Origin of the sequence: Sulfitobacter sp. LC.270.F.C4 (assembly GCF_032922545.1) — a bacterium.
Classification (GTDB): domain Bacteria; phylum Pseudomonadota; class Alphaproteobacteria; order Rhodobacterales; family Rhodobacteraceae; genus Sulfitobacter; species Sulfitobacter profundi.
This window is the reverse complement of record NZ_CP136692.1, coordinates 633,739-650,044: the sequence shown is the minus strand read 5'-3', so window position 1 is coordinate 650,044 and position 16,306 is coordinate 633,739. Positions and strand designations below refer to the sequence as shown.

General features: G+C 63.8%; 20 protein-coding genes. 13 read left to right on the top strand and 7 right to left on the bottom strand.

Features of this window, described 5'->3' with window-relative positions; genetic code table 11:
- Positions 1-10: 10 nt before the first annotated feature.
- Positions 11-1,393: a leucyl aminopeptidase family protein gene (locus R1T45_RS06985; protein ID WP_132444101.1), complete on the top strand. Its 1,383-nt coding sequence runs from the start codon at positions 11-13 to the stop codon at positions 1,391-1,393.
- The gene (locus R1T45_RS06980; RefSeq protein WP_317390484.1) at positions 1,390-2,172 is read left to right on the top strand and encodes a C40 family peptidase; all 783 of its coding nucleotides are present in this window, start codon (positions 1,390-1,392) and stop codon (positions 2,170-2,172) included. The genes R1T45_RS06985 and R1T45_RS06980 overlap by 4 nt, the downstream gene beginning before the upstream one ends.
- On the opposite strand, the gene R1T45_RS06975 is transcribed toward R1T45_RS06980, so the two are convergent.
- Positions 2,169-2,516, bottom strand: coding sequence for a DUF2794 domain-containing protein (locus R1T45_RS06975; RefSeq protein ID WP_067622201.1), 348 nt, complete (start codon positions 2,514-2,516; stop codon positions 2,169-2,171). The genes R1T45_RS06980 and R1T45_RS06975 overlap by 4 nt on opposite strands.
- Before the next feature lie 130 nt (positions 2,517-2,646).
- Between R1T45_RS06975 and paaI the strand changes: the two genes are divergently transcribed.
- Positions 2,647-3,084, top strand: a complete 438-nt coding sequence (gene paaI, locus R1T45_RS06970) for a hydroxyphenylacetyl-CoA thioesterase PaaI (protein ID WP_067942039.1) — start codon at positions 2,647-2,649, stop codon at positions 3,082-3,084.
- Positions 3,084-4,394, top strand: coding sequence for a phenylacetate--CoA ligase PaaK (gene paaK, locus R1T45_RS06965; RefSeq protein ID WP_317390483.1), 1,311 nt, complete (start codon positions 3,084-3,086; stop codon positions 4,392-4,394). The genes paaI and paaK overlap by 1 nt, the downstream gene beginning before the upstream one ends.
- Positions 4,395-4,408: 14 nt before the next feature.
- On the opposite strand, the gene R1T45_RS06960 is transcribed toward paaK, so the two are convergent.
- Positions 4,409-4,888: an I78 family peptidase inhibitor gene (locus R1T45_RS06960; protein WP_317390482.1), complete on the bottom strand. Its 480-nt coding sequence runs from the start codon at positions 4,886-4,888 to the stop codon at positions 4,409-4,411.
- Positions 4,889-5,043: 155 nt separating this feature from the next.
- Here R1T45_RS06960 and mbfA point away from each other — a divergent pair, with 155 nt between their 5' ends.
- The 6 genes from mbfA to R1T45_RS06930 are packed head-to-tail and all read left to right on the top strand — an operon-like array spanning position 5,044 to position 9,885.
- Positions 5,044-6,018, top strand: coding sequence for an iron exporter MbfA (mbfA, locus tag R1T45_RS06955; RefSeq protein WP_317390481.1), 975 nt, complete (start codon positions 5,044-5,046; stop codon positions 6,016-6,018).
- Positions 6,019-6,073: 55 nt separating this feature from the next.
- Positions 6,074-7,003: an AEC family transporter gene (locus R1T45_RS06950; RefSeq protein ID WP_093927832.1), complete on the top strand. Its 930-nt coding sequence runs from the start codon at positions 6,074-6,076 to the stop codon at positions 7,001-7,003.
- Between the two features lie 28 nt (positions 7,004-7,031).
- Positions 7,032-7,865, top strand: coding sequence for an S-formylglutathione hydrolase (fghA, locus tag R1T45_RS06945; RefSeq protein ID WP_317390480.1), 834 nt, complete (start codon positions 7,032-7,034; stop codon positions 7,863-7,865).
- 3 nt (positions 7,866-7,868) lie between these two features.
- Positions 7,869-8,321 carry a YaiI/YqxD family protein gene (locus R1T45_RS06940; protein WP_067622176.1) on the top strand — a complete coding sequence of 151 codons (453 nt, stop codon included), beginning with the start codon at positions 7,869-7,871 and terminating at the stop codon, positions 8,319-8,321.
- A gap of 32 nt (positions 8,322-8,353) precedes the next feature.
- Complete coding sequence (locus R1T45_RS06935) at positions 8,354-8,974, top strand: HAD family phosphatase (RefSeq protein WP_317390479.1); 621 nt, start codon at positions 8,354-8,356, stop codon at positions 8,972-8,974.
- The gene (locus R1T45_RS06930) at positions 8,971-9,885 is read left to right on the top strand and encodes an ornithine cyclodeaminase family protein (RefSeq protein WP_317390478.1); all 915 of its coding nucleotides are present in this window, start codon (positions 8,971-8,973) and stop codon (positions 9,883-9,885) included. The genes R1T45_RS06935 and R1T45_RS06930 overlap by 4 nt, the downstream gene beginning before the upstream one ends.
- Here the strand turns inward: R1T45_RS06930 and R1T45_RS06925 are convergent.
- Positions 9,882-11,123 carry an MFS transporter gene (locus tag R1T45_RS06925; RefSeq protein WP_120349975.1) on the bottom strand — a complete coding sequence of 414 codons (1,242 nt, stop codon included), beginning with the start codon at positions 11,121-11,123 and terminating at the stop codon, positions 9,882-9,884. The two genes, R1T45_RS06930 and R1T45_RS06925, sit on opposite strands and share 4 nt — an antisense overlap.
- Positions 11,124-11,247: 124 nt before the next feature.
- On the opposite strand from R1T45_RS06925, the gene R1T45_RS06920 reads away from it, so the two are divergent.
- Positions 11,248-11,679 (top strand): Lrp/AsnC family transcriptional regulator, encoded by a 432-nt coding sequence (locus R1T45_RS06920; protein ID WP_132444094.1) that lies wholly within the window; start codon positions 11,248-11,250, stop codon positions 11,677-11,679.
- Position 11,680: 1 nt separating this feature from the next.
- Here the strand turns inward: R1T45_RS06920 and R1T45_RS06915 are convergent, their stop codons facing one another.
- Genes R1T45_RS06915 through R1T45_RS06900 form a run of 4 tightly spaced genes read right to left on the bottom strand, consistent with a single transcriptional unit; the run spans position 11,681 to position 14,644 of the window.
- Positions 11,681-12,634, bottom strand: a complete 954-nt coding sequence (locus tag R1T45_RS06915) for an OmpA family protein (RefSeq protein WP_317390477.1) — start codon at positions 12,632-12,634, stop codon at positions 11,681-11,683.
- Positions 12,631-13,200: a peroxidase-related enzyme gene (locus tag R1T45_RS06910; protein ID WP_067628114.1), complete on the bottom strand. Its 570-nt coding sequence runs from the start codon at positions 13,198-13,200 to the stop codon at positions 12,631-12,633. The genes R1T45_RS06915 and R1T45_RS06910 overlap by 4 nt, the downstream gene beginning before the upstream one ends.
- 11 nt (positions 13,201-13,211) lie before the next feature.
- Positions 13,212-13,928 carry a GNAT family N-acetyltransferase gene (locus tag R1T45_RS06905; protein WP_317390476.1) on the bottom strand — a complete coding sequence of 239 codons (717 nt, stop codon included), beginning with the start codon at positions 13,926-13,928 and terminating at the stop codon, positions 13,212-13,214.
- Positions 13,925-14,644, bottom strand: coding sequence for a competence/damage-inducible protein A (locus tag R1T45_RS06900; protein WP_120349972.1), 720 nt, complete (start codon positions 14,642-14,644; stop codon positions 13,925-13,927). The genes R1T45_RS06905 and R1T45_RS06900 overlap by 4 nt, the downstream gene beginning before the upstream one ends.
- Before the next feature lie 48 nt (positions 14,645-14,692).
- On the opposite strand from R1T45_RS06900, the gene sfsA reads away from it, so the two are divergent.
- Positions 14,693-15,400 carry a DNA/RNA nuclease SfsA gene (sfsA, locus tag R1T45_RS06895; RefSeq protein WP_317390475.1) on the top strand — a complete coding sequence of 236 codons (708 nt, stop codon included), beginning with the start codon at positions 14,693-14,695 and terminating at the stop codon, positions 15,398-15,400.
- Positions 15,401-15,451: 51 nt separating this feature from the next.
- A complete protein-coding gene (gene map / locus R1T45_RS06890) occupies positions 15,452-16,282 on the top strand; it encodes a type I methionyl aminopeptidase (RefSeq protein WP_120349970.1) in 831 nt (276 codons plus the stop codon).
- Positions 16,283-16,306 lie beyond the last annotated feature (24 nt).

Here is a 16,306-nt window from a genome sequence, read left to right as displayed (position 1 = left end):
AAGGTTTGTCATGTCCGCCGAATTCGCCGCCCCCTCCGCCGCCGCCCTGCCGCTTCATGTCTTGAGCGAGGCCGCGCTTGAAGGCTGGCTTGCCGATCAGCCCGGCCCGGTGCAGGCATGGGTCAAGGCCAGCGGTTTTGCGGGTGCTCTTGGTCAGGCGCTTGTGGTGCCGGGGGAGGAAGGCACCCCCGCGCTGGCATTGGCGGGCTACGGCACCGAAGCCGCGCGCCGCAGGGGCCGCTTTCACCTTGCCGCCGCAGCCGCCCGCCTGCCTGCGGGGGACTACCGGATCGAAAGCGGCCTGCCAGAGGATCAAGCCGCGAACGAGGCGCTTGGCTGGCTGCTGGCGGGCTACCGTTTCGACCGTTACCGCGACCAAACCACGCTGGCCGCCCGTCTTGTCGCGCCCAAAAGCATCGACGCCGATCAGATCGCGGCGCTGGCCACGGGTGAAATGCTGACCCGCGACCTGATCAACACCCCCGCCTCTGACATGGGGCCGCCCGATCTGGAAGCCGCCGCGCGCAAATTGGCCGAGCAGCATGGCGCGAAGATCGAAGTCACAACCGGTGATGCGCTGCTAGAGAACAACCTGCCAATGATCCACACCGTTGGCCGCGCCGCCGACCGCGCGCCGCGTTTGATCGACATGGCATGGGGCGACACGGGGCCAAAGCTGACGCTGGTGGGCAAAGGCGTCTGTTTCGACACCGGCGGGCTGAACCTGAAACCCGGTGCGTCCATGGCGCTGATGAAAAAGGACATGGGCGGCGCCGCCGCCGTGCTGGGTCTGGCGCATATGATCATGGCCACCGGCATGGCCGTGCAGCTGCGCGTGCTGATCCCGGCGGTAGAGAATTCGGTCTCCGGCAACGCCTTCCGCCCCGGTGACATCCTGACCTCGCGCAAGGGGCTGACGGTTGAGATTAACAACACCGACGCTGAAGGGCGTCTGGTATTGGCCGATGCGCTGGCGCTGGCGGATGAGGACAAACCGGATCAGATCATCTCGATGGCGACGCTCACCGGGGCCGCGCGGGTCGCCGTGGGGCCTGACCTCGCGCCCTATTACAGCGACGATGCCGCTTTCGTCTCGGCCTTGGAAGACGCCGCTGCGGGCTCTGCCGATCCGGTCTGGCGGATGCCTTTCCATGACGCTTACGAGGCGCTGATCGAGCCCGGCATTGCCGATCTCGACAACGCGCCCAAGGGCGGCTTTGCCGGGTCGATCACCGCAGCGCTTTTCCTGCGCCGCTTTGTGACCGAGAGCAAATATGCCCATTTTGACATCTACGGCTGGCAGCCCGCCGACGCCCCCGCCCGCCCCAAAGGCGGCGCGGGCCAAGGCACCCGCGCGCTCTATGCTGCGCTGCCAGCCCTGCTAAAGCCATGAGCGATCCACGTCTCACCCCGGACCCGGCGCTGGCGAGCCAAAGCCGCGCCGCGCAGGTAGCGGTGCCGGTGGCAGACCTCTTCCGCCGTCCCGACGGCCCACGCGATCGTCAGGTGTTGTTTGGTGAGCCGTTGACCGTGCTGCATGAAGCTTCGGGCTGGGCCTATGTGCAGGCCGAGAAGGATGGCTATTACGGCTACGTCCTGCAACGCGCGCTGAGCATACCGCGCAAGGCTACGCATCGCGTGTGCGTGCCTGCCACCCATGCCTATACCAGCGCCGATCTGAAATCGCCCGACCTGCTGAGCCTCAGTTTCGGCGCGCTTGTGACGGTCATTACTGAGTCCGAGGATTTTGCCGAGACCCCTCAGGGCCATATCCCGCGCGGCCACCTTGCCCCCATCGATCGCCAGGAGGCCGACCCCGCGCAGATCGCGGCGCTGTTCCTCGGCACACCCTACCTTTGGGGCGGCAACAGCCGCTGGGGGATTGATTGTTCCGGTCTCGTGCAGGCGGCGCTGCTGGCCTGCGGCATCCCCTGCCCCGGTGACAGCCACCAGCAGGAGCGCACCGTGGGCGCGCCGGTCGACGGTGACTACCAACGCAACGACCTGCTGTTCTGGAAAGGCCATGTCGCGTTGGTGGTCGATGCCGAAACGATGATCCACGCCAATGCCCACGCGATGGCCGTGAGCTATGAAAACATCACCGATGCCATCGCCCGGATCGAAGCCGCTGGCGACGGGCCGGTGACTGCACATCGCCGCCCCGGCGTTTAATCCACCGACCGGATCAGCTTGCGTTCCAACACCCGCAGCACGGCCTTAAGGTCGTGGCCCCGGCGCAGCACCTGCCCGCCGGTGCCCACCACAGCATACATGCCTTGGCGGTTGCGCAGCTTTGGCCGCTTTTCAATCCGGTAAAGCGGTATCTCCGCCGTGCGCCGAAAGACTGAAAAGACCGCCACTTCTTTAAGGTGGGAAATCCCATAATCGCGCCACTCTCCGGCGGCGACCATCCGGCCATAAAGCGATAGGATCAGCGACAGTTCCGTGCGGTGGAATGCGACCTGTTCCGCGGGGCGCTCGAAGGCCGTGATCGGCGATGGGGGCTCTATGCTCATGGCTTTACAGTTGACCCTGATGGGGGCCAAATCAAGCCCTGACATGGTCGAATGCGCCGCTCAAAATTTCTTGAAAGCGTTACAAAATTGTGCAACCAATCGAAAAAATGAAACACAAAGGCCCGATGGAATGACCCCAGAAGCCCGCGCCCGCAAATGTGCCGAGGTGATGTTCGCCCAAGATTCCGCCTCTGCCGGATTGGGCATGACCATCGACGATGTGACCCCCGGCGGCGCGGTTTTGTCGATGTCGGTGCGCCCGGACATGCTGAACGGTCACGGGATTTGCCACGGCGGATTTATCTTCACACTGGCCGATAGCGCCTTTGCCTTTGCCTGCAACAGCTACAATCAGACCACCGTCGCACAGCAGAACCAGATCACCTATCTCAGCCCCGGCCAGCCGGAGGAGCGGTTGACCGCCACCGCACGCGAAGTGTCGCGCAGCGGTCGGTCGGGCATCTATGATGTGACCGTCACGGGCGAGGATGACCGTGTCGTGGCCCTGTTTCGCGGGCTCTCCCGCAGCATCAAGGGCCAGCTATTTACCGAGGAGGAGCCGACCTGATGAAAGACCTGACCCCCGCGAAGGATACGCTCGACCCAATTGAGATCGCCAGCCGGGACGAGATCAGCGCCCTGCAGTTGGACCGTCTGAAATGGTCCCTGCGCCACGCCTATGACAACGTGCCCTTCTATAAGCAGAGCTTTGACGATGCAGGCGTGCACCCCGACGATCTGAAACAGCCTTCCGATCTCTCGCGCTTTCCCTTCACCGTCAAAACCGATCTGCGCGACAATTACCCCTTTGGCATGTTCGCCGTGCCGCGCGATCAGGTGGCGCGCATTCATGCATCTTCTGGCACCACCGGGCAGCCGACCGTGGTGGGCTATACCAAGGATGATCTGGCGAACTGGGGCCAAGTCGTCGCCCGTTCCCTGCGCGCTGCGGGGATGCGTCCCGGCGATATGCTGCACAACGCCTATGGCTATGGGCTGTTCACTGGCGGCTTGGGCATTCACCTTGGGGCAGATGCGCTTGGCCTCTCGACCGTGCCAATCTCGGGCGGGATGACCCCGCGCCAAGTGCGGCTGATCGAAGATTTCCAGCCCAAAGGCATCACGGTGACGCCCTCCTACGCCCTGTCGATTTTGGATGAATTCGCCAACCAAGGTATTGATCCGCGCCAATCTTCACTAGAGGTGGGCATCTTTGGGGCCGAGCCTTGGACCAATGCCATGCGGCTTGAGATAGAGCAGGCCTTCGACATGCATGCGGTCGATATCTACGGCCTCAGCGAAGTCATGGGGCCGGGCGTTTCGATGGAATGTGTGGAGACCAAGGACGGGCTGCACATCTGGGAGGATCACTTCTACCCCGAGATTATTAACCCCGAAACCGGCGCGCCGGTTGAGGACGGCGAGATGGGCGAGCTGGTGTTCACCTCCCTCACCAAACAGGCCTTTCCGATCATCCGCTACCGCACCCGCGATCTGACACGGCTGCTGGCGGGCACCGCGCGCTCCATGCGGCGGATGGAGAAGGTGACGGGCCGCAGCGACGACATGATCATCCTGCGCGGCGTCAACGTCTTCCCCACCCAGATCGAAGAAGCGCTGATGGCCACGCCGGGGCTTGCCCCGCATTTCCAGATCGAACTGTCGCGGCCCGACCGGATGGATCAGATGCGCGTGTTCTGCGAATGCGCCGATGCCAGCGTGACCCCCGACGCCCGCGCCACCGCGATCAAAGCGCTCTCGGCGCAAATCAAGCAAACCGTCGGCATCTCGGTCAAGGTCGAGGTCATGGACGTAGGCGGCGTTGCCCGGTCAGAGGGCAAAGCCGTGCGCATTCTCGACAAGCGTCCGAAGGGCTAGACCGAAAACCTAGCCTAGCCGCAGGTGACCTTGGCGATCTTCCCTTCCGCGTCCAACACGATGTTGGTGCGGTTGGGGTTGGCATCCATCGTCACCGGGTCGCCCTCGGTATAGACGCGCTTGGGCTCGGACACGATGTTTGCCGCCGCGCGGGGACGGCCAATCAGACCCCACCAACTGCCTTCTTTGCAGGATTCCGCCAGTGGCTTGGCAGGCGTGGGCGCTATAGGCGTGCTGGAACTGCTAGAGTTACTAGACGGCTCGTTCACCGCGTCGATCACCGAATTGGGCAGGGGCTTGGGCTTGGTCGTGGAGGCGCGCGCTTCTGTCCGTGCGGGGCGTGGCGCGGTCTGTGTGGGCGGTGTTGTTGTGGCCGCCGGTGGCGTAATCTGCCCCCTCGGCGCAACCGGGGCCGGAATGGGGTTTTGCACCGGCGCTGTCGCCACTTCGGCGCAGCCCGCCACCAATAGGGGTGCCAAGAAAACTAATCTCATGTTCCAAACCTCGTTATTCGCGTGGCGTCGGAGCAAGGGCCGACCATCCCGCAACAGGTAGGTCCATCACGCGCGCCGCCAAGGGCAAGGCGCTTTGCATTTGCTGGAACCCGCCGATGGCCCTACTGTGAGGGCCAGACCACGGAGCCTTCTCGATGCGATTTTCCCTCAACCGCAAACGTTTCAAAGACCTGAGCGAACAAGAGGTGCTGGCGCTGGCCATCTCCTCTGAAGAGGATGACGCGCGCATCTATCGCGACTATGCCGAAAGGCTGCGCGAGGCATACCCCGACAGCGCCGCCGTCTTTGACGGGATGGCCGAGGAGGAGAACGAACACCGCCGCCGCTTGATCGACCTGCACCGCGCCCGTTTTGGGGATGTCATCCCGCTAATCCGGCGCGAGCATGTCTCGGGCTACTACGCGCGCCGCCCGGTCTGGCTGATCGAGAACCTGTCGCTAGAGCGTATCCGACAAGAGGCCGCCGCGATGGAACAGGACGCCGAGCGGTTCTACCATGCCGCCGCCGCGCGCACGTCAGACGCGGCGACACGGCAACTGCTGGGCGATCTGGCCGCTGCCGAGGCAGGCCACCACGGCAGCGCGCAGGATTTGACCGAGAAACACCTTAACAGCGACAGCCGCAGCGACGAAGACAGCCGCGCGCATCGGCAGTTTTTGCTGACATGGGTCCAGCCGGGGCTGGCGGGTCTGATGGACGGGTCTGTCTCTACCCTCGCCCCCATCTTCGCCACCGCATTTGCCACCCATAACACTTGGACGACCTTCCTCGTCGGCCTTGCGGCGAGCGTCGGGGCGGGCATCTCAATGGGCTTCACCGAGGCGGCATCGGACGATGGGGAACTGTCGGGCCGCGGCTCTCCGATCAAACGCGGGGTAGCCTCGGGCGTGATGACCTCGGTGGGCGGGCTGGGCCACGCGCTGCCCTACCTGATCACCGACTTCTGGACCGCAACTGTCGTGGCGATCATCGTCGTCTTTGTAGAGCTTTGGGCCATTGCGTGGATCCAGAATAAGTTCATGGAAACACCCTTCTTTCGCGCCGCGTTCCAAGTGGTGCTGGGCGGCGCATTGGTCTTTGCCGCCGGGGTGCTGATCGGCTCAGGGTAAGGCAAAGAGCCATGCCCCATTGCACCCCAAGGGCGGGCTGGCTAATGCTTGACCCATGGTCGCGATCTTCCTGAAAACCCTGCCGTTCTTTGCGCTGATCGGCCTTGGCTACTGGGCCGGGCGCACGCGGTTTTTCTCAGCCGAAGCGACGGCCTATCTCACCAAATTCGTTTTCTATTTCGCCCTCTCGGCGATGCTGTTCCGCTTTTCCGCCAATCTCTCACTGGCCGAGGTTTGGGACAGCCGCCTTGTCGCCGCCTATCTCTGGGGCACGGCGTTCGTCTATGCCATTGCCAGCCTCGTCGGCTTCCTGCGCGGGCTGGATGTGGCGACCAACGGGATCGAGGCGCAATGCGCCGTGATCGGCAACACAGGGTTTCTGGGCGTGCCGATGCTGACGCTGCTTCTGGGGCCAGAGGCGATCGGCCCCGTGCTGCTGGCGCTGACCGTCGACATGATCATCTTTTCCAGCCTCATCGTGATCCTGATCACCGGCTCCCGCGAGGGGCAGTTGCGGCTGGCGACGCTCAAGATCGTGGGACTGGGGCTGCTGAAAAACCCGATGATCGTCGCCATCACCTTGGGGTTCCTCTGGTCGGGCTTCGGCATCCCGATCCCCGTGCCGCTGAACGAATTCCTCGCAATCCTCGGCGGGGCTGCCACCCCCGGGGCGCTCTTTGCCATCGGTGCGTCGCTGGCTTCCAAATCCGCCGAGCGGATTGAGATCGCAGGCTGGCTGACCTTTTGCAAACTCGTGCTGCACCCGCTTTTCGTGGCCTTTGGTGCGCTGTTTCTTTTCGGCGTCGATCCCTACAAAGCCGGGGTCATCATCGCCGCCGCAGCACTGCCGGTGGCGGGCAATGTCTATATGCTCGCCCAACATTATGGCGTAGCACCTCAGCGGGTCTCTGCCGCCATTCTCGTCTCAACCACTGTCAGTATCGTGACCGTCAGCCTTGTCGTAGGCTGGGTTTCGGCCCTGTGACACATTCAAGTTCGAAAGGAACGCTGCCATGAAAACCATCTCGGAAAACGCCTGTTTCGGTGGCACGCAGGGGGTTTACTCCCACAACTCCGACGCCTGCGGCTGCGACATGACCTTTGGCCTCTTCCTCCCCGCCGAGGCGCAGGACGGCCCGGTGCCGGTGCTGTGGTATCTCTCGGGCCTGACCTGCACCCATGAGAACGCGATGACCAAGGCGGGCGCGCAGCTTTGGGCGGCGGAACATGGCATCGCTGTCGTCTTCCCCGATACCTCCCCGCGGGGCGAGGATGTGGCGGATGATGACGCTTACGACCTCGGCAAAGGCGCGGGGTTCTATGTGAACGCCACGCAGGAGCCTTGGGCCAAACACTACCAGATGTGGGACTATCTGGCCGAGGAACTGCCCGGCCTGATCGGTGAAAACTTCGCCCTCGATATGGAGCGCCAAGGCATCACCGGGCATTCGATGGGCGGCCACGGCGCGCTGACACTGGCGATGAACCTGCCGGGGCGGTTCCTCTCGGTATCGGCCTTTGCGCCGATCACCCACCCTACGTCTGGCGATTGGGGCAAGAAGCAACTCAGCGCCTATCTGGGGTCGGATGAAAGCACTTGGACGAAACACGACAGCACCCTGCTGATGCGCGAAAAGGGTTTCGACGGGCCGATCCTGATCGACCAAGGCGGCAGCGACCAGTTCCTCGACCTGCTGAAACCCGAAGCATTGGCCGAGGCCATGGCCGCCAAACGCCAGCAAGGCAGCTTCCGCATGCAGCCGGGCTATGACCACAGCTATTTCTTCGTGGCGAGCTTTATGGAAGATCACGTCGCCTTCCACGCCGACGCGCTCTATGCGGGTTAAGCCATGACCGCGCTCTACATCGACGCCGACGCCTGCCCCGTCAAAGCCGAGGCCGAGCGGGTGGCGACCCGCCATAAGGTCAAGATGTTCCTCGTCTCGAACGGCGGCCTGCGCATGTCGCAAAACCCACTGGTCGAGGTGGTGATCGTGCCTGACGGGCCCGACATCGCCGACATGTGGATCGCTGACCGCTGCGGCAAAGGCGATGTGGTGGTCACGGGGGATATCCCGCTGGCCGCGAAATGCGTGGAAGCCGGAGCAAGGGTGCTGAAACATAACGGCGAGGCCCTCACGCAGGCCAACATCGGCAACGTGCTGGCGACCCGCGATCTGATGACCGACCTGCGCGCCGCCGACCCCTTTCGCCAAGGCGGCGGCAAGGGGTTTACAAAGGCCGACCGCTCCCGCTTCCTAGAGGCATTGGAGCGGGAATTGCGCGCGGCAGCGCGGGGTTAGCCCCGCGTTTAGGAATTGATAGGGCAAGTGATATGACACCTCAGGCGGTCGTTTTCGACATCGGCAACGTATTGATCGAATGGCAACCGGAACGCTTCTACGACAGCGTCATCGGCGCAGACCGCCGCCGCGCCATGTTCGATGCCGTCGATCTGCACGGCATGAACGACCGCGTCGACAGTGGCGAAAACTTCCGCGACACGATCTATGCCATGGCCGAGGCGACGCCCGATTGGGGCGACGAAATCCGCCTCTGGCATGACCGCTGGATCGACATGGCCGCGCCGGTGATCGACCACTCCCTGCGGCTGATGAAGGCCCTTCAGGCGCGCGGCGTGCCGGTCTTCTCGCTCACCAACTTTGGCATCCAAAGCTATGATCTTGCCGCCACGCACTACCCTTTCCTGCGCGAGTTCGACCGCGATTTCATCTCGGGCCACCTGGGCATGATCAAACCGGTGCCATCGATTTATGAGGCCGTGGAGCAGGGCAGCGGCCTGCCGCCCGAAGCGCTGCTCTTTACCGACGACCGCGCCGACAACATCGCCGCCGCCGCCGCGCGCGGCTGGCAGACGCATCATTTCACCGGGCCGCAGGGCTGGGCCGACCGTCTTGTCGCCGCCGGAGTGCTAAACCGGGAGGAGGCCGCATGACCGACATCCCCAACATCTCCTTCGACGAAGGCGAAGCGCTGCTGGATTGGATCGCCCTGACCGACGCGCTGGCCACGGGCCATGAACTGCCCAAGGCCGAGATTGGCGACACTTTCCTCTATCGCGGCAAGGACACGCTGCTCAGCCGCGCGGCATGGATCGACGGGCTGGGCATTGCGGTGAAATCCGCCACGATCTTCCCCGGCAATCCCGACCGCGAGGTACCGATGGTCAACGGCGGCGTGTCCCTCTTTGATGACGAAACCGGCACGCTCGCCGCGATCGTGGATTTCCACCTCGTCACCAAATGGAAAACCGCTGGTGACAGCCTGCTGGCCGCGCGGCGGCTGGCGCGACCCGACAGCGAGAACATCCTGATCGTCGGCGCGGGCACCCAAGGCCGCGCCCTGCACGCCGCCTATTCCGCCGCCTTCCCGCAGGCGCGTTTCACGGTCTGGAACCGTACCGCGAAGAACGCCGAGGCGATGGCCGCGGAGCTTAAGATCAACGTGGCGACCGATTTGGAGCAGGCGGTGCGCGCCGCCGATATCGTCACCTCCGCCACCATGTCGACCGACCCGCTGATCAAGGGCGATTGGCTGCAACCCGGCCAGCATATCGACCTCATCGGTGCCTACCGCCCCGACATGCGCGAGGTCGACGACACGGCGCTGTTGCGGTCGCGGGTCTTTGTCGACAGCTTCGACACCACGATCGGCCATATCGGCGAAATCAACATTCCGCTTGAGGCAGGCACCCTCACCCGCGACCATCTGATCGCGGATTACTACGACCTTGAGGTCTTCACCCGCCAAAGCGACGATGAAATTACCCTGTTCAAGAACGGCGGCGGCGCGCATTTGGACCTGATGACCGCGCGCCATATCCTTGAGCGTTGGCGGGCGCGTTAAGCGGTCACCAGCCCCTCCAACCGTTTCTCGCGGATCGGCAGATGGACCACGGCGCTGAACGCCCCCACGGCCACGCCGACCCACCAAACGCCGGTATAGCTGCCATAGATGTCATACATCCGCCCACCCAGCCAAACGCCAAGGAAGCTGCCCAACTGGTGGCTGAAAAAGACGATCCCATAAAGCGTGCCCATATAGCGCAGCCCGTAGATATGCGCGACAAGGCCCGAGGTCAGCGGCACCGTCGCCAGCCACAGCGCGCCCATACCGACGGAGAATAGGATCACCGTCACCGGGGTGATCGGGAACATGATAAAGGCCGCTGCGATCACCGTGCGCCCAACGTAAATCCCCGCCAGCAGGTACTTTTTGGAATAGCGTTTGCCCGCCCAGCCCGCCAGCAAGGTGCCCGCGATATTGGCGAGCCCGATGAGCGAGATCGCCACTGCGCCAAGCGCCGAGGTGGTGGTAATGCCGATGTTATGCAGCACACCTCCGGCCAAAATCGGGCCGCACATCTCGGTCACAAAGGCCGGGAAATGCGCGGTGATAAAGGCGAGTTGATACCCGCAGGAGAAGAAGCCCAGAAAGATCAGCGTATAGGACGGATCGCGGAAGGCTTTGCCAAGGATCTGACCCATCGACTCCTCAAGCTCGGCCCGGCTGGCCATCGCAGGCGCGCGCATCATCGGCAGGGTCAGCAACATCGCAAGGATCACGCCCGCGAAGCAGACAAAGGTCATCTGCCACGACATGAAGCTTAGCATCCACTCTGCCACCGGCGCGCCAAAGACCTGCCCCGCACTGCCCGCCGCCGTGGCGATGGCCAGCGACATGGAGCGGTTCTCGTCCGACGCCGCGCGGCCCACCACTGCCAAGATCACGCCAAAGCCCGTGCCCGCGATGCCAAACCCCACCAGCCAAGCATAGGTCTGATGCTCTATCGGAGTGGCGGAATTGGCCGACAAAAGCAGCCCCACCGCATAGACCACCGCGCCGATGATGATCGCCTTTCGGTCGCCGATCTTTTCGGCCAACGCGCCAAAGATCGGCTGCCCGATGCCCCATGCAAGGTTCTGGATCGCGATGGCGAGGGAGAATTCGCTGCGCGCCCATGCGAATTCTTCGGCAATCGGAATCTGGAAGACACCGAAAGAGGCCCGCACGGCGAAGCTGACCATGATGATGATACAACCGACCATCAGGACCGGTGTGAACAGGGGCGCGCGGCTTTGCATGGAGGAAATCCTTTCCGCGGCAGATTATGGGTTTCCCCGCCGCCGTCAATTGCGCATCCCCAAAGACTGGCCAGCCTGCCCGCGCTGCCGTAAACCCTATTCAACAAAGCAAACGGGATCCCCTATGGACGAGATCGACAACAAGATCATCGCAGAACTGCGGCGCGACGCACGCATGTCCTATTCCGCGCTGGCCGCCTCCACGGGCCTGTCGCGTGTGACGGTCCGCGCGCGGGTCGAACGTCTGGTCAGTTCCGGCGCGATCTTGGGCTTTACGCTGATCCTGAAAGAAGACATGCGCCACAGCCCGATCCGGGGCCATACGCTCTTGGCCATCGAAGGGGCGGGCACCGACCGGATCAAGCGTATCCTCGCGGGCATGCCCGCCGTGCAGGCGATCCATGCGACCAATGGCAAATGGGATTTGATTGTCGAGACGGGGACCGAAACCGTCGAAGAGTTGGACAGCGTGCTGGGCCAAATCCGCCGCATTCAGGGGGTGAGTTCCAGCGAGACGAACCTGCTGCTGGCCACCCAGATGACGGTCACGAAATAGCCTACTCGGCAGAGAGCACCACCACCTCAACCCGGCGGTTCTGCTCGCGGCCCGCTTCGGTTAGGTTGCTGGCCCGCGGCGCGAGATAGCCGGCACCCTGCGCCTCGACCCGGCCGGGGGCTACGTCATAGTTCTGCACCAATCGGTCCCGCACCGCCTCGGCCCGTCTGCGCGACAGGGCGGTGTTGGCATCCAGACTGCCCACCGCGTCGGTATGCCCCACCAGCGCCACGCGCAGATCCGGCTCGGCCTTGAGCAACTCGGCAAGCCGCTCAAGTGTGGCAAAGGGGCCGGGGCCAAGCGCGGAGGTGCCGGTCTCGAACTCCAGCCGGTTGAGGACCAGATGGCCGTCGACCTTCAGGGTTTCTGCGAAATCGCCCGTCGCAGTGGCAAGCGGCACCTCGGCAGTCGCCTCTGGCGTGATGGGGGTGCTTTCCCCTTCGGGCGCGTCGCCGCTGCGGGCTTGGATGATCTGCACATAGGCCGAGGTCGCCGCCGTGCTGGCAAGGATGCTGATCGCCTCGGTCGGCGTTCCGTCCTCGCCCCGGCGCAGGGCGGTGATGAAGTGGAAAGCCCGCAGGTTCACATACATGTTCGGCCCCGGCAGCACCTCCACCGCAAAGCGAAAATCAAAGCCGCCGCATTCCCGCGCAGCACAGTCGAGCACGACGTCAAAGCCCGCCTCGCCCAGCTGCCGCCGCAGCGGGCGCATCACCTGCAAGGCGGTCAGCCCCGGCGTGTCCATCCGCCACGCAGCGCGGCGCACGCTGCCATCCACATTGACCCGCGCCACCTGCCCTTCGGCATAGACACCCACGGGCGCGGCATAGCGGTCCGGCGCGGTGTTACGCTCTGCCGTCAGGCGCGCGGTACTGGGCAGCGCCAATTCAAGCGCCGCCGCGGGAGCCGCCAGCAGCACCCCGAGCAGAGCCGCAGCAACCCGCGCCCGGCTCATCGCGCCTGCGCGTGGTAATCGTCGTTCGGGCGCATGTCGGTGGCGCTGGCCACGCGGTTGGTCATGTTAAAGAACCCGGCCACACTGGCGATGTCAAAGATATCCCGCTCAGTGAAACCCGCATCGCGCAGCGCCTGACGGTCGGCCTCTTCGACCTTGGCGCTGGCCTCGGTCAGCTTTACCGCGAAATCCAGCATGGCCCGTTGTTTGGCCGTAATCTTGGCCACGCGGTAGTTCATCACAAGCGCCTCGCCCAATTGCGGATCGCCCGACATTTCGCGTACTGCAGCCCCATGGGCCACAAGGCAGTAGTAGCATTTGTTGACCGAGGACACCGCCACCGCGATCATCTCACGCTCAAGCTTGCTGAGCGCGCTATCGCCCAGCATCAGATCGTTATACATGCCCGCAAAAGCGTTCAGCTTGTCGATGTCAAAGGCATAGGCCCGCAGAACATTCGGCACCATCCCGAGCTTTTCCTGACAGATGTCGAAATACTTCTGCGTCGCTTCGGGCAGCGGATCGACCATCGGCAGATCAAGGGCGGTGGGCATGTCGTTGGCCATGGTCTTATCCTTCACTCGGTGTTTTGACGGTAATGATAGTGCCCGACCGGGGCAAAGCCCAGTTTGGCGTAAAGCGCCTGCGCGCGGGCATTCGTATCCACGCAGAGCACCGAAAGCCGCTTAGCCCCTTGGGCCTGCCCCCAATGGGCGGCGGCGCGCATGATCCAAGTGGCCACACCTTGGCGCTGTTGATGCGGCAGCACTTCGACGGCGTGCACCATGCAGATGTCCTCGTGCACCCCGGCAAAGGCCACGCCCGCCGGTTTCTCGTTCCAGCGCGCAAGGATGCCTGTTTTGGTCGCCGCGCGGTCCATCACGGCAAGACGCGCAGGGCCGACCCCTCCGGCGGCCCAGACCTCGGCCATGATCGCCAGCGGCTCCCAGATGCAAAAGGCGGTGACCGGGGGCATCGGCACATCTGTCAGCCGGGTAATCGGCGCGCTCAGCACCGTGACCGGATCGACCACGCCGTAGCCCCGCGCGGCCAGCAGCGCGTCGAGATCATCTTCGCCCGCACGCACCATGAAAAGCGGGCGCTGCTCCATCTTGCGCATCGCCGCTTCGGCGGTCGGAATGTCGGCGTCGGTTATCGCCCCACGCGCTGTCGCCGCCGAGACCCGTTTCCCGCCGCCCTGCCCTTCGCGCAGGGTCCATGGCCCGTGATCAAACCGCCGCGCGGCGGGCCATGTCGCGTCGCCCGCGTCGAAAAACGCCTGCGCCTCGCTCATGCGAAGGCGGCCTTAAGCTTGACCATCGCCGCTTCGACCATCCCCGGATCGCTGCCCCGGATCACCACATGCGCGCCAAAAATGCCGTCTTTCTGAAACGGGTAGCTGCCCATCGACAGATGCGGATATTCCTCGGCCAGCGCGCCCAGTGGTCCGGCGATATCGCCCTCGCCCCGGTCGATGCGCAGCGTCTCACTGATCAGGGGTTGGCCGCCTGTGAGCCCCGGCAGGACGCTGGCAACCATCGCCTGAAAGACCGTCGGCACCCCGGCCATGACATGCACGTTCTCAACCACAAAGCCCGGCGCGGCAGAGACCGGGTTTTCGATCAGCGCGGCGCCCTCGGGAATGCGCGCCATGCGCAGGCGGGCGTCGTTCATCTGGGTGCCCGCGCGGGCGTAGTGTTCGGCCAAAATCTCGCGCGCATCGTCGCGCACGTCGATATCACGGTTAAAGGCGGCGGCGATGCAATCGGCGGTAATGTCATCATGCGTGGGCCCGATGCCGCCCGAGGTAAACACATGGGCATAGGCACCTGAGAGCGCCTGCACGGCGGCGATGATCGCGCCATGATCGTCCGACACCACGCGCACCTCCTTGAGGTCGATCCCCACTTTCGTCAACTCCCCCGCAAGGTGATGCATATTGCTGTCGCGGGTCCGGCCCGAAAGGATTTCGTCGCCGATGACGATCATCGCGGCGGTGGGGTTTGACATGGGGGCGGCTCCTTGAGGATGGCGTCCCTTCGGTATAGGCCGCGCCTCATGCGCTTTCAAACCCAACTTGTCCCCGCCCGGCTGATCCGCCGCTACAAACGCTTTCTGGCCGATTGCACGCTTGAGGAAACGGGCGAGGAAGTGATCGCCCATTGCGCCAACCCCGGCTCGATGATGGGGCTGGCGGAACCGGGCAGCCGGATTTGGCTCGAGCCGAACGACGATCCGAAGAAAAAGCTGAACTACGGCTGGCGGCTGGTTGATCATGAAAATGGCCATTTCACCGGGGTCGACACCGCCCTGCCCAACCGCGCGATGAAAGCGGCGCTGGTCGCGGGTGAGGTGATGCCACTGGCCGCCTATGCCGAGGTACGACCGGAGGTGAAATACGGCGAAAACTCCCGCATCGACTTTCTGCTGCGCGGTGATGGCCTGCCCGATGCCTATGTCGAGGTGAAATCGGTCACCCTCTCACGCGAAACGGGTCTGGCCGAATTCCCCGACAGCGTCACCACACGCGGGGCGAAACATCTGGGCGAACTGGCGCGGATGGCGCAGGCCGGGCACCGCGCCGTGCTGCTGTATCTGGTGCAGCGCACCGACTGCACGCAGATGACCCTCGCGGCAGATATCGACCCGACCTATGCCGCCGCATCCCAAGCGGCCCGCGCTGCAGGTCTGGAAATCCACGCCATCGGCACCCATATCACGCCCCAAGCCGTCATACTGGCGCAACCGATCCCCTTTACGGGCTGAGCTGCACTGGCCCTTGCCGGAAAGCCACGCTAAATAGGAGCGAACACAAGGATGGAGAGAGCGGTGAACAACGCACACCGAGGCCGCCAGACACGCGACGGCATTCGCATTTACGAGCCTTCGGATCACGCCGGGATGCAAGCGGCGGGCCGTCTGGCCGCCACGATCCTCGACGAGATCGCAGAGCATGTCTTCCCCGGTCAGACCACCGGAGAGCTTGACCGCCTGATCGAAGAGAAGGTCAACGCCGCCGGCGCGAAATCCGCGACGATCGGCTACAAAGGCTATCAGCACGCCAGCTGCATCTCGGTGAACCATGTGGTCTGCCACGGGATCCCCAGCGATAAGAAGCTGAAAGACGGCGACATCCTGAACATCGACGTGACCGTGATCGTCGATGGCTGGTTCGGCGACACCAGCCGCATGTATGTGGCGGGCAAGCTTTCGCGCAAGGCCGAGCGGTTGATCAACGTGACCCACGACAGCCTGATGCACGGGATCGAGGCGGTGAAGCCGGGCAATACCTTTGGCGACATCGGCCATGCAATTCAGACATTTGTCGAAGGCCACCGCATGTCCGTCGTGACCGATTTCTGCGGTCACGGTCTGGGGCAGGTGTTTCACGCGCCGCCCAACGTGCTGCACTATGGCCGTCCGGGCACCGGTGCTGTGCTAGAGCCTGGCATGTTCTTTACCATTGAGCCGATGGTGAACCTTGGCCGGGCCGAGACCAAGACCTTGGCCGATGATTGGACAGCGGTGACCCGCGACAAATCCCTTTCGGCACAGTTCGAGCATTCGGTTGGCGTGACCGAAGACGGGGTTGAGATCTTTACCCTCTCCCCCGGCGGGCTGTTCCACCCGACGTATAAGACCGACTAAAACCCGGTGAGGGCAGTGCCCCCG

Bases quoted from the DNA above. Each gene is read 5' to 3' on its own strand.
- R1T45_RS06985 (WP_132444101.1), top strand. From the start codon at position 11: ATGTCCGCCGAATTCGCCGCCCCCTCCGCCGCCGCCCTGCCGCTTCAT.
- R1T45_RS06980 (WP_317390484.1), top strand. From the start codon at position 1,390: ATGAGCGATCCACGTCTCACCCCGGACCCGGCGCTGGCGAGCCAAAGC.
- R1T45_RS06975 (WP_067622201.1), bottom strand. From the start codon at position 2,516: ATGAGCATAGAGCCCCCATCGCCGATCACGGCCTTCGAGCGCCCCGCG.
- paaI (WP_067942039.1), top strand. From the start codon at position 2,647: ATGACCCCAGAAGCCCGCGCCCGCAAATGTGCCGAGGTGATGTTCGCC.
- paaK (WP_317390483.1), top strand. From the start codon at position 3,084: ATGAAAGACCTGACCCCCGCGAAGGATACGCTCGACCCAATTGAGATC.
- R1T45_RS06960 (WP_317390482.1), bottom strand. From the start codon at position 4,888: ATGAGATTAGTTTTCTTGGCACCCCTATTGGTGGCGGGCTGCGCCGAA.
- mbfA (WP_317390481.1), top strand. From the start codon at position 5,044: ATGCGATTTTCCCTCAACCGCAAACGTTTCAAAGACCTGAGCGAACAA.
- R1T45_RS06950 (WP_093927832.1), top strand. From the start codon at position 6,074: ATGGTCGCGATCTTCCTGAAAACCCTGCCGTTCTTTGCGCTGATCGGC.
- fghA (WP_317390480.1), top strand. From the start codon at position 7,032: ATGAAAACCATCTCGGAAAACGCCTGTTTCGGTGGCACGCAGGGGGTT.
- R1T45_RS06940 (WP_067622176.1), top strand. From the start codon at position 7,869: ATGACCGCGCTCTACATCGACGCCGACGCCTGCCCCGTCAAAGCCGAG.
- R1T45_RS06935 (WP_317390479.1), top strand. From the start codon at position 8,354: ATGACACCTCAGGCGGTCGTTTTCGACATCGGCAACGTATTGATCGAA.
- R1T45_RS06930 (WP_317390478.1), top strand. From the start codon at position 8,971: ATGACCGACATCCCCAACATCTCCTTCGACGAAGGCGAAGCGCTGCTG.
- R1T45_RS06925 (WP_120349975.1), bottom strand. From the start codon at position 11,123: ATGCAAAGCCGCGCGCCCCTGTTCACACCGGTCCTGATGGTCGGTTGT.
- R1T45_RS06920 (WP_132444094.1), top strand. From the start codon at position 11,248: ATGGACGAGATCGACAACAAGATCATCGCAGAACTGCGGCGCGACGCA.
- R1T45_RS06915 (WP_317390477.1), bottom strand. From the start codon at position 12,634: ATGAGCCGGGCGCGGGTTGCTGCGGCTCTGCTCGGGGTGCTGCTGGCG.
- R1T45_RS06910 (WP_067628114.1), bottom strand. From the start codon at position 13,200: ATGGCCAACGACATGCCCACCGCCCTTGATCTGCCGATGGTCGATCCG.
- R1T45_RS06905 (WP_317390476.1), bottom strand. From the start codon at position 13,928: ATGAGCGAGGCGCAGGCGTTTTTCGACGCGGGCGACGCGACATGGCCC.
- R1T45_RS06900 (WP_120349972.1), bottom strand. From the start codon at position 14,644: ATGTCAAACCCCACCGCCGCGATGATCGTCATCGGCGACGAAATCCTT.
- sfsA (WP_317390475.1), top strand. From the start codon at position 14,693: ATGCGCTTTCAAACCCAACTTGTCCCCGCCCGGCTGATCCGCCGCTAC.
- map (WP_120349970.1), top strand. From the start codon at position 15,452: ATGGAGAGAGCGGTGAACAACGCACACCGAGGCCGCCAGACACGCGAC.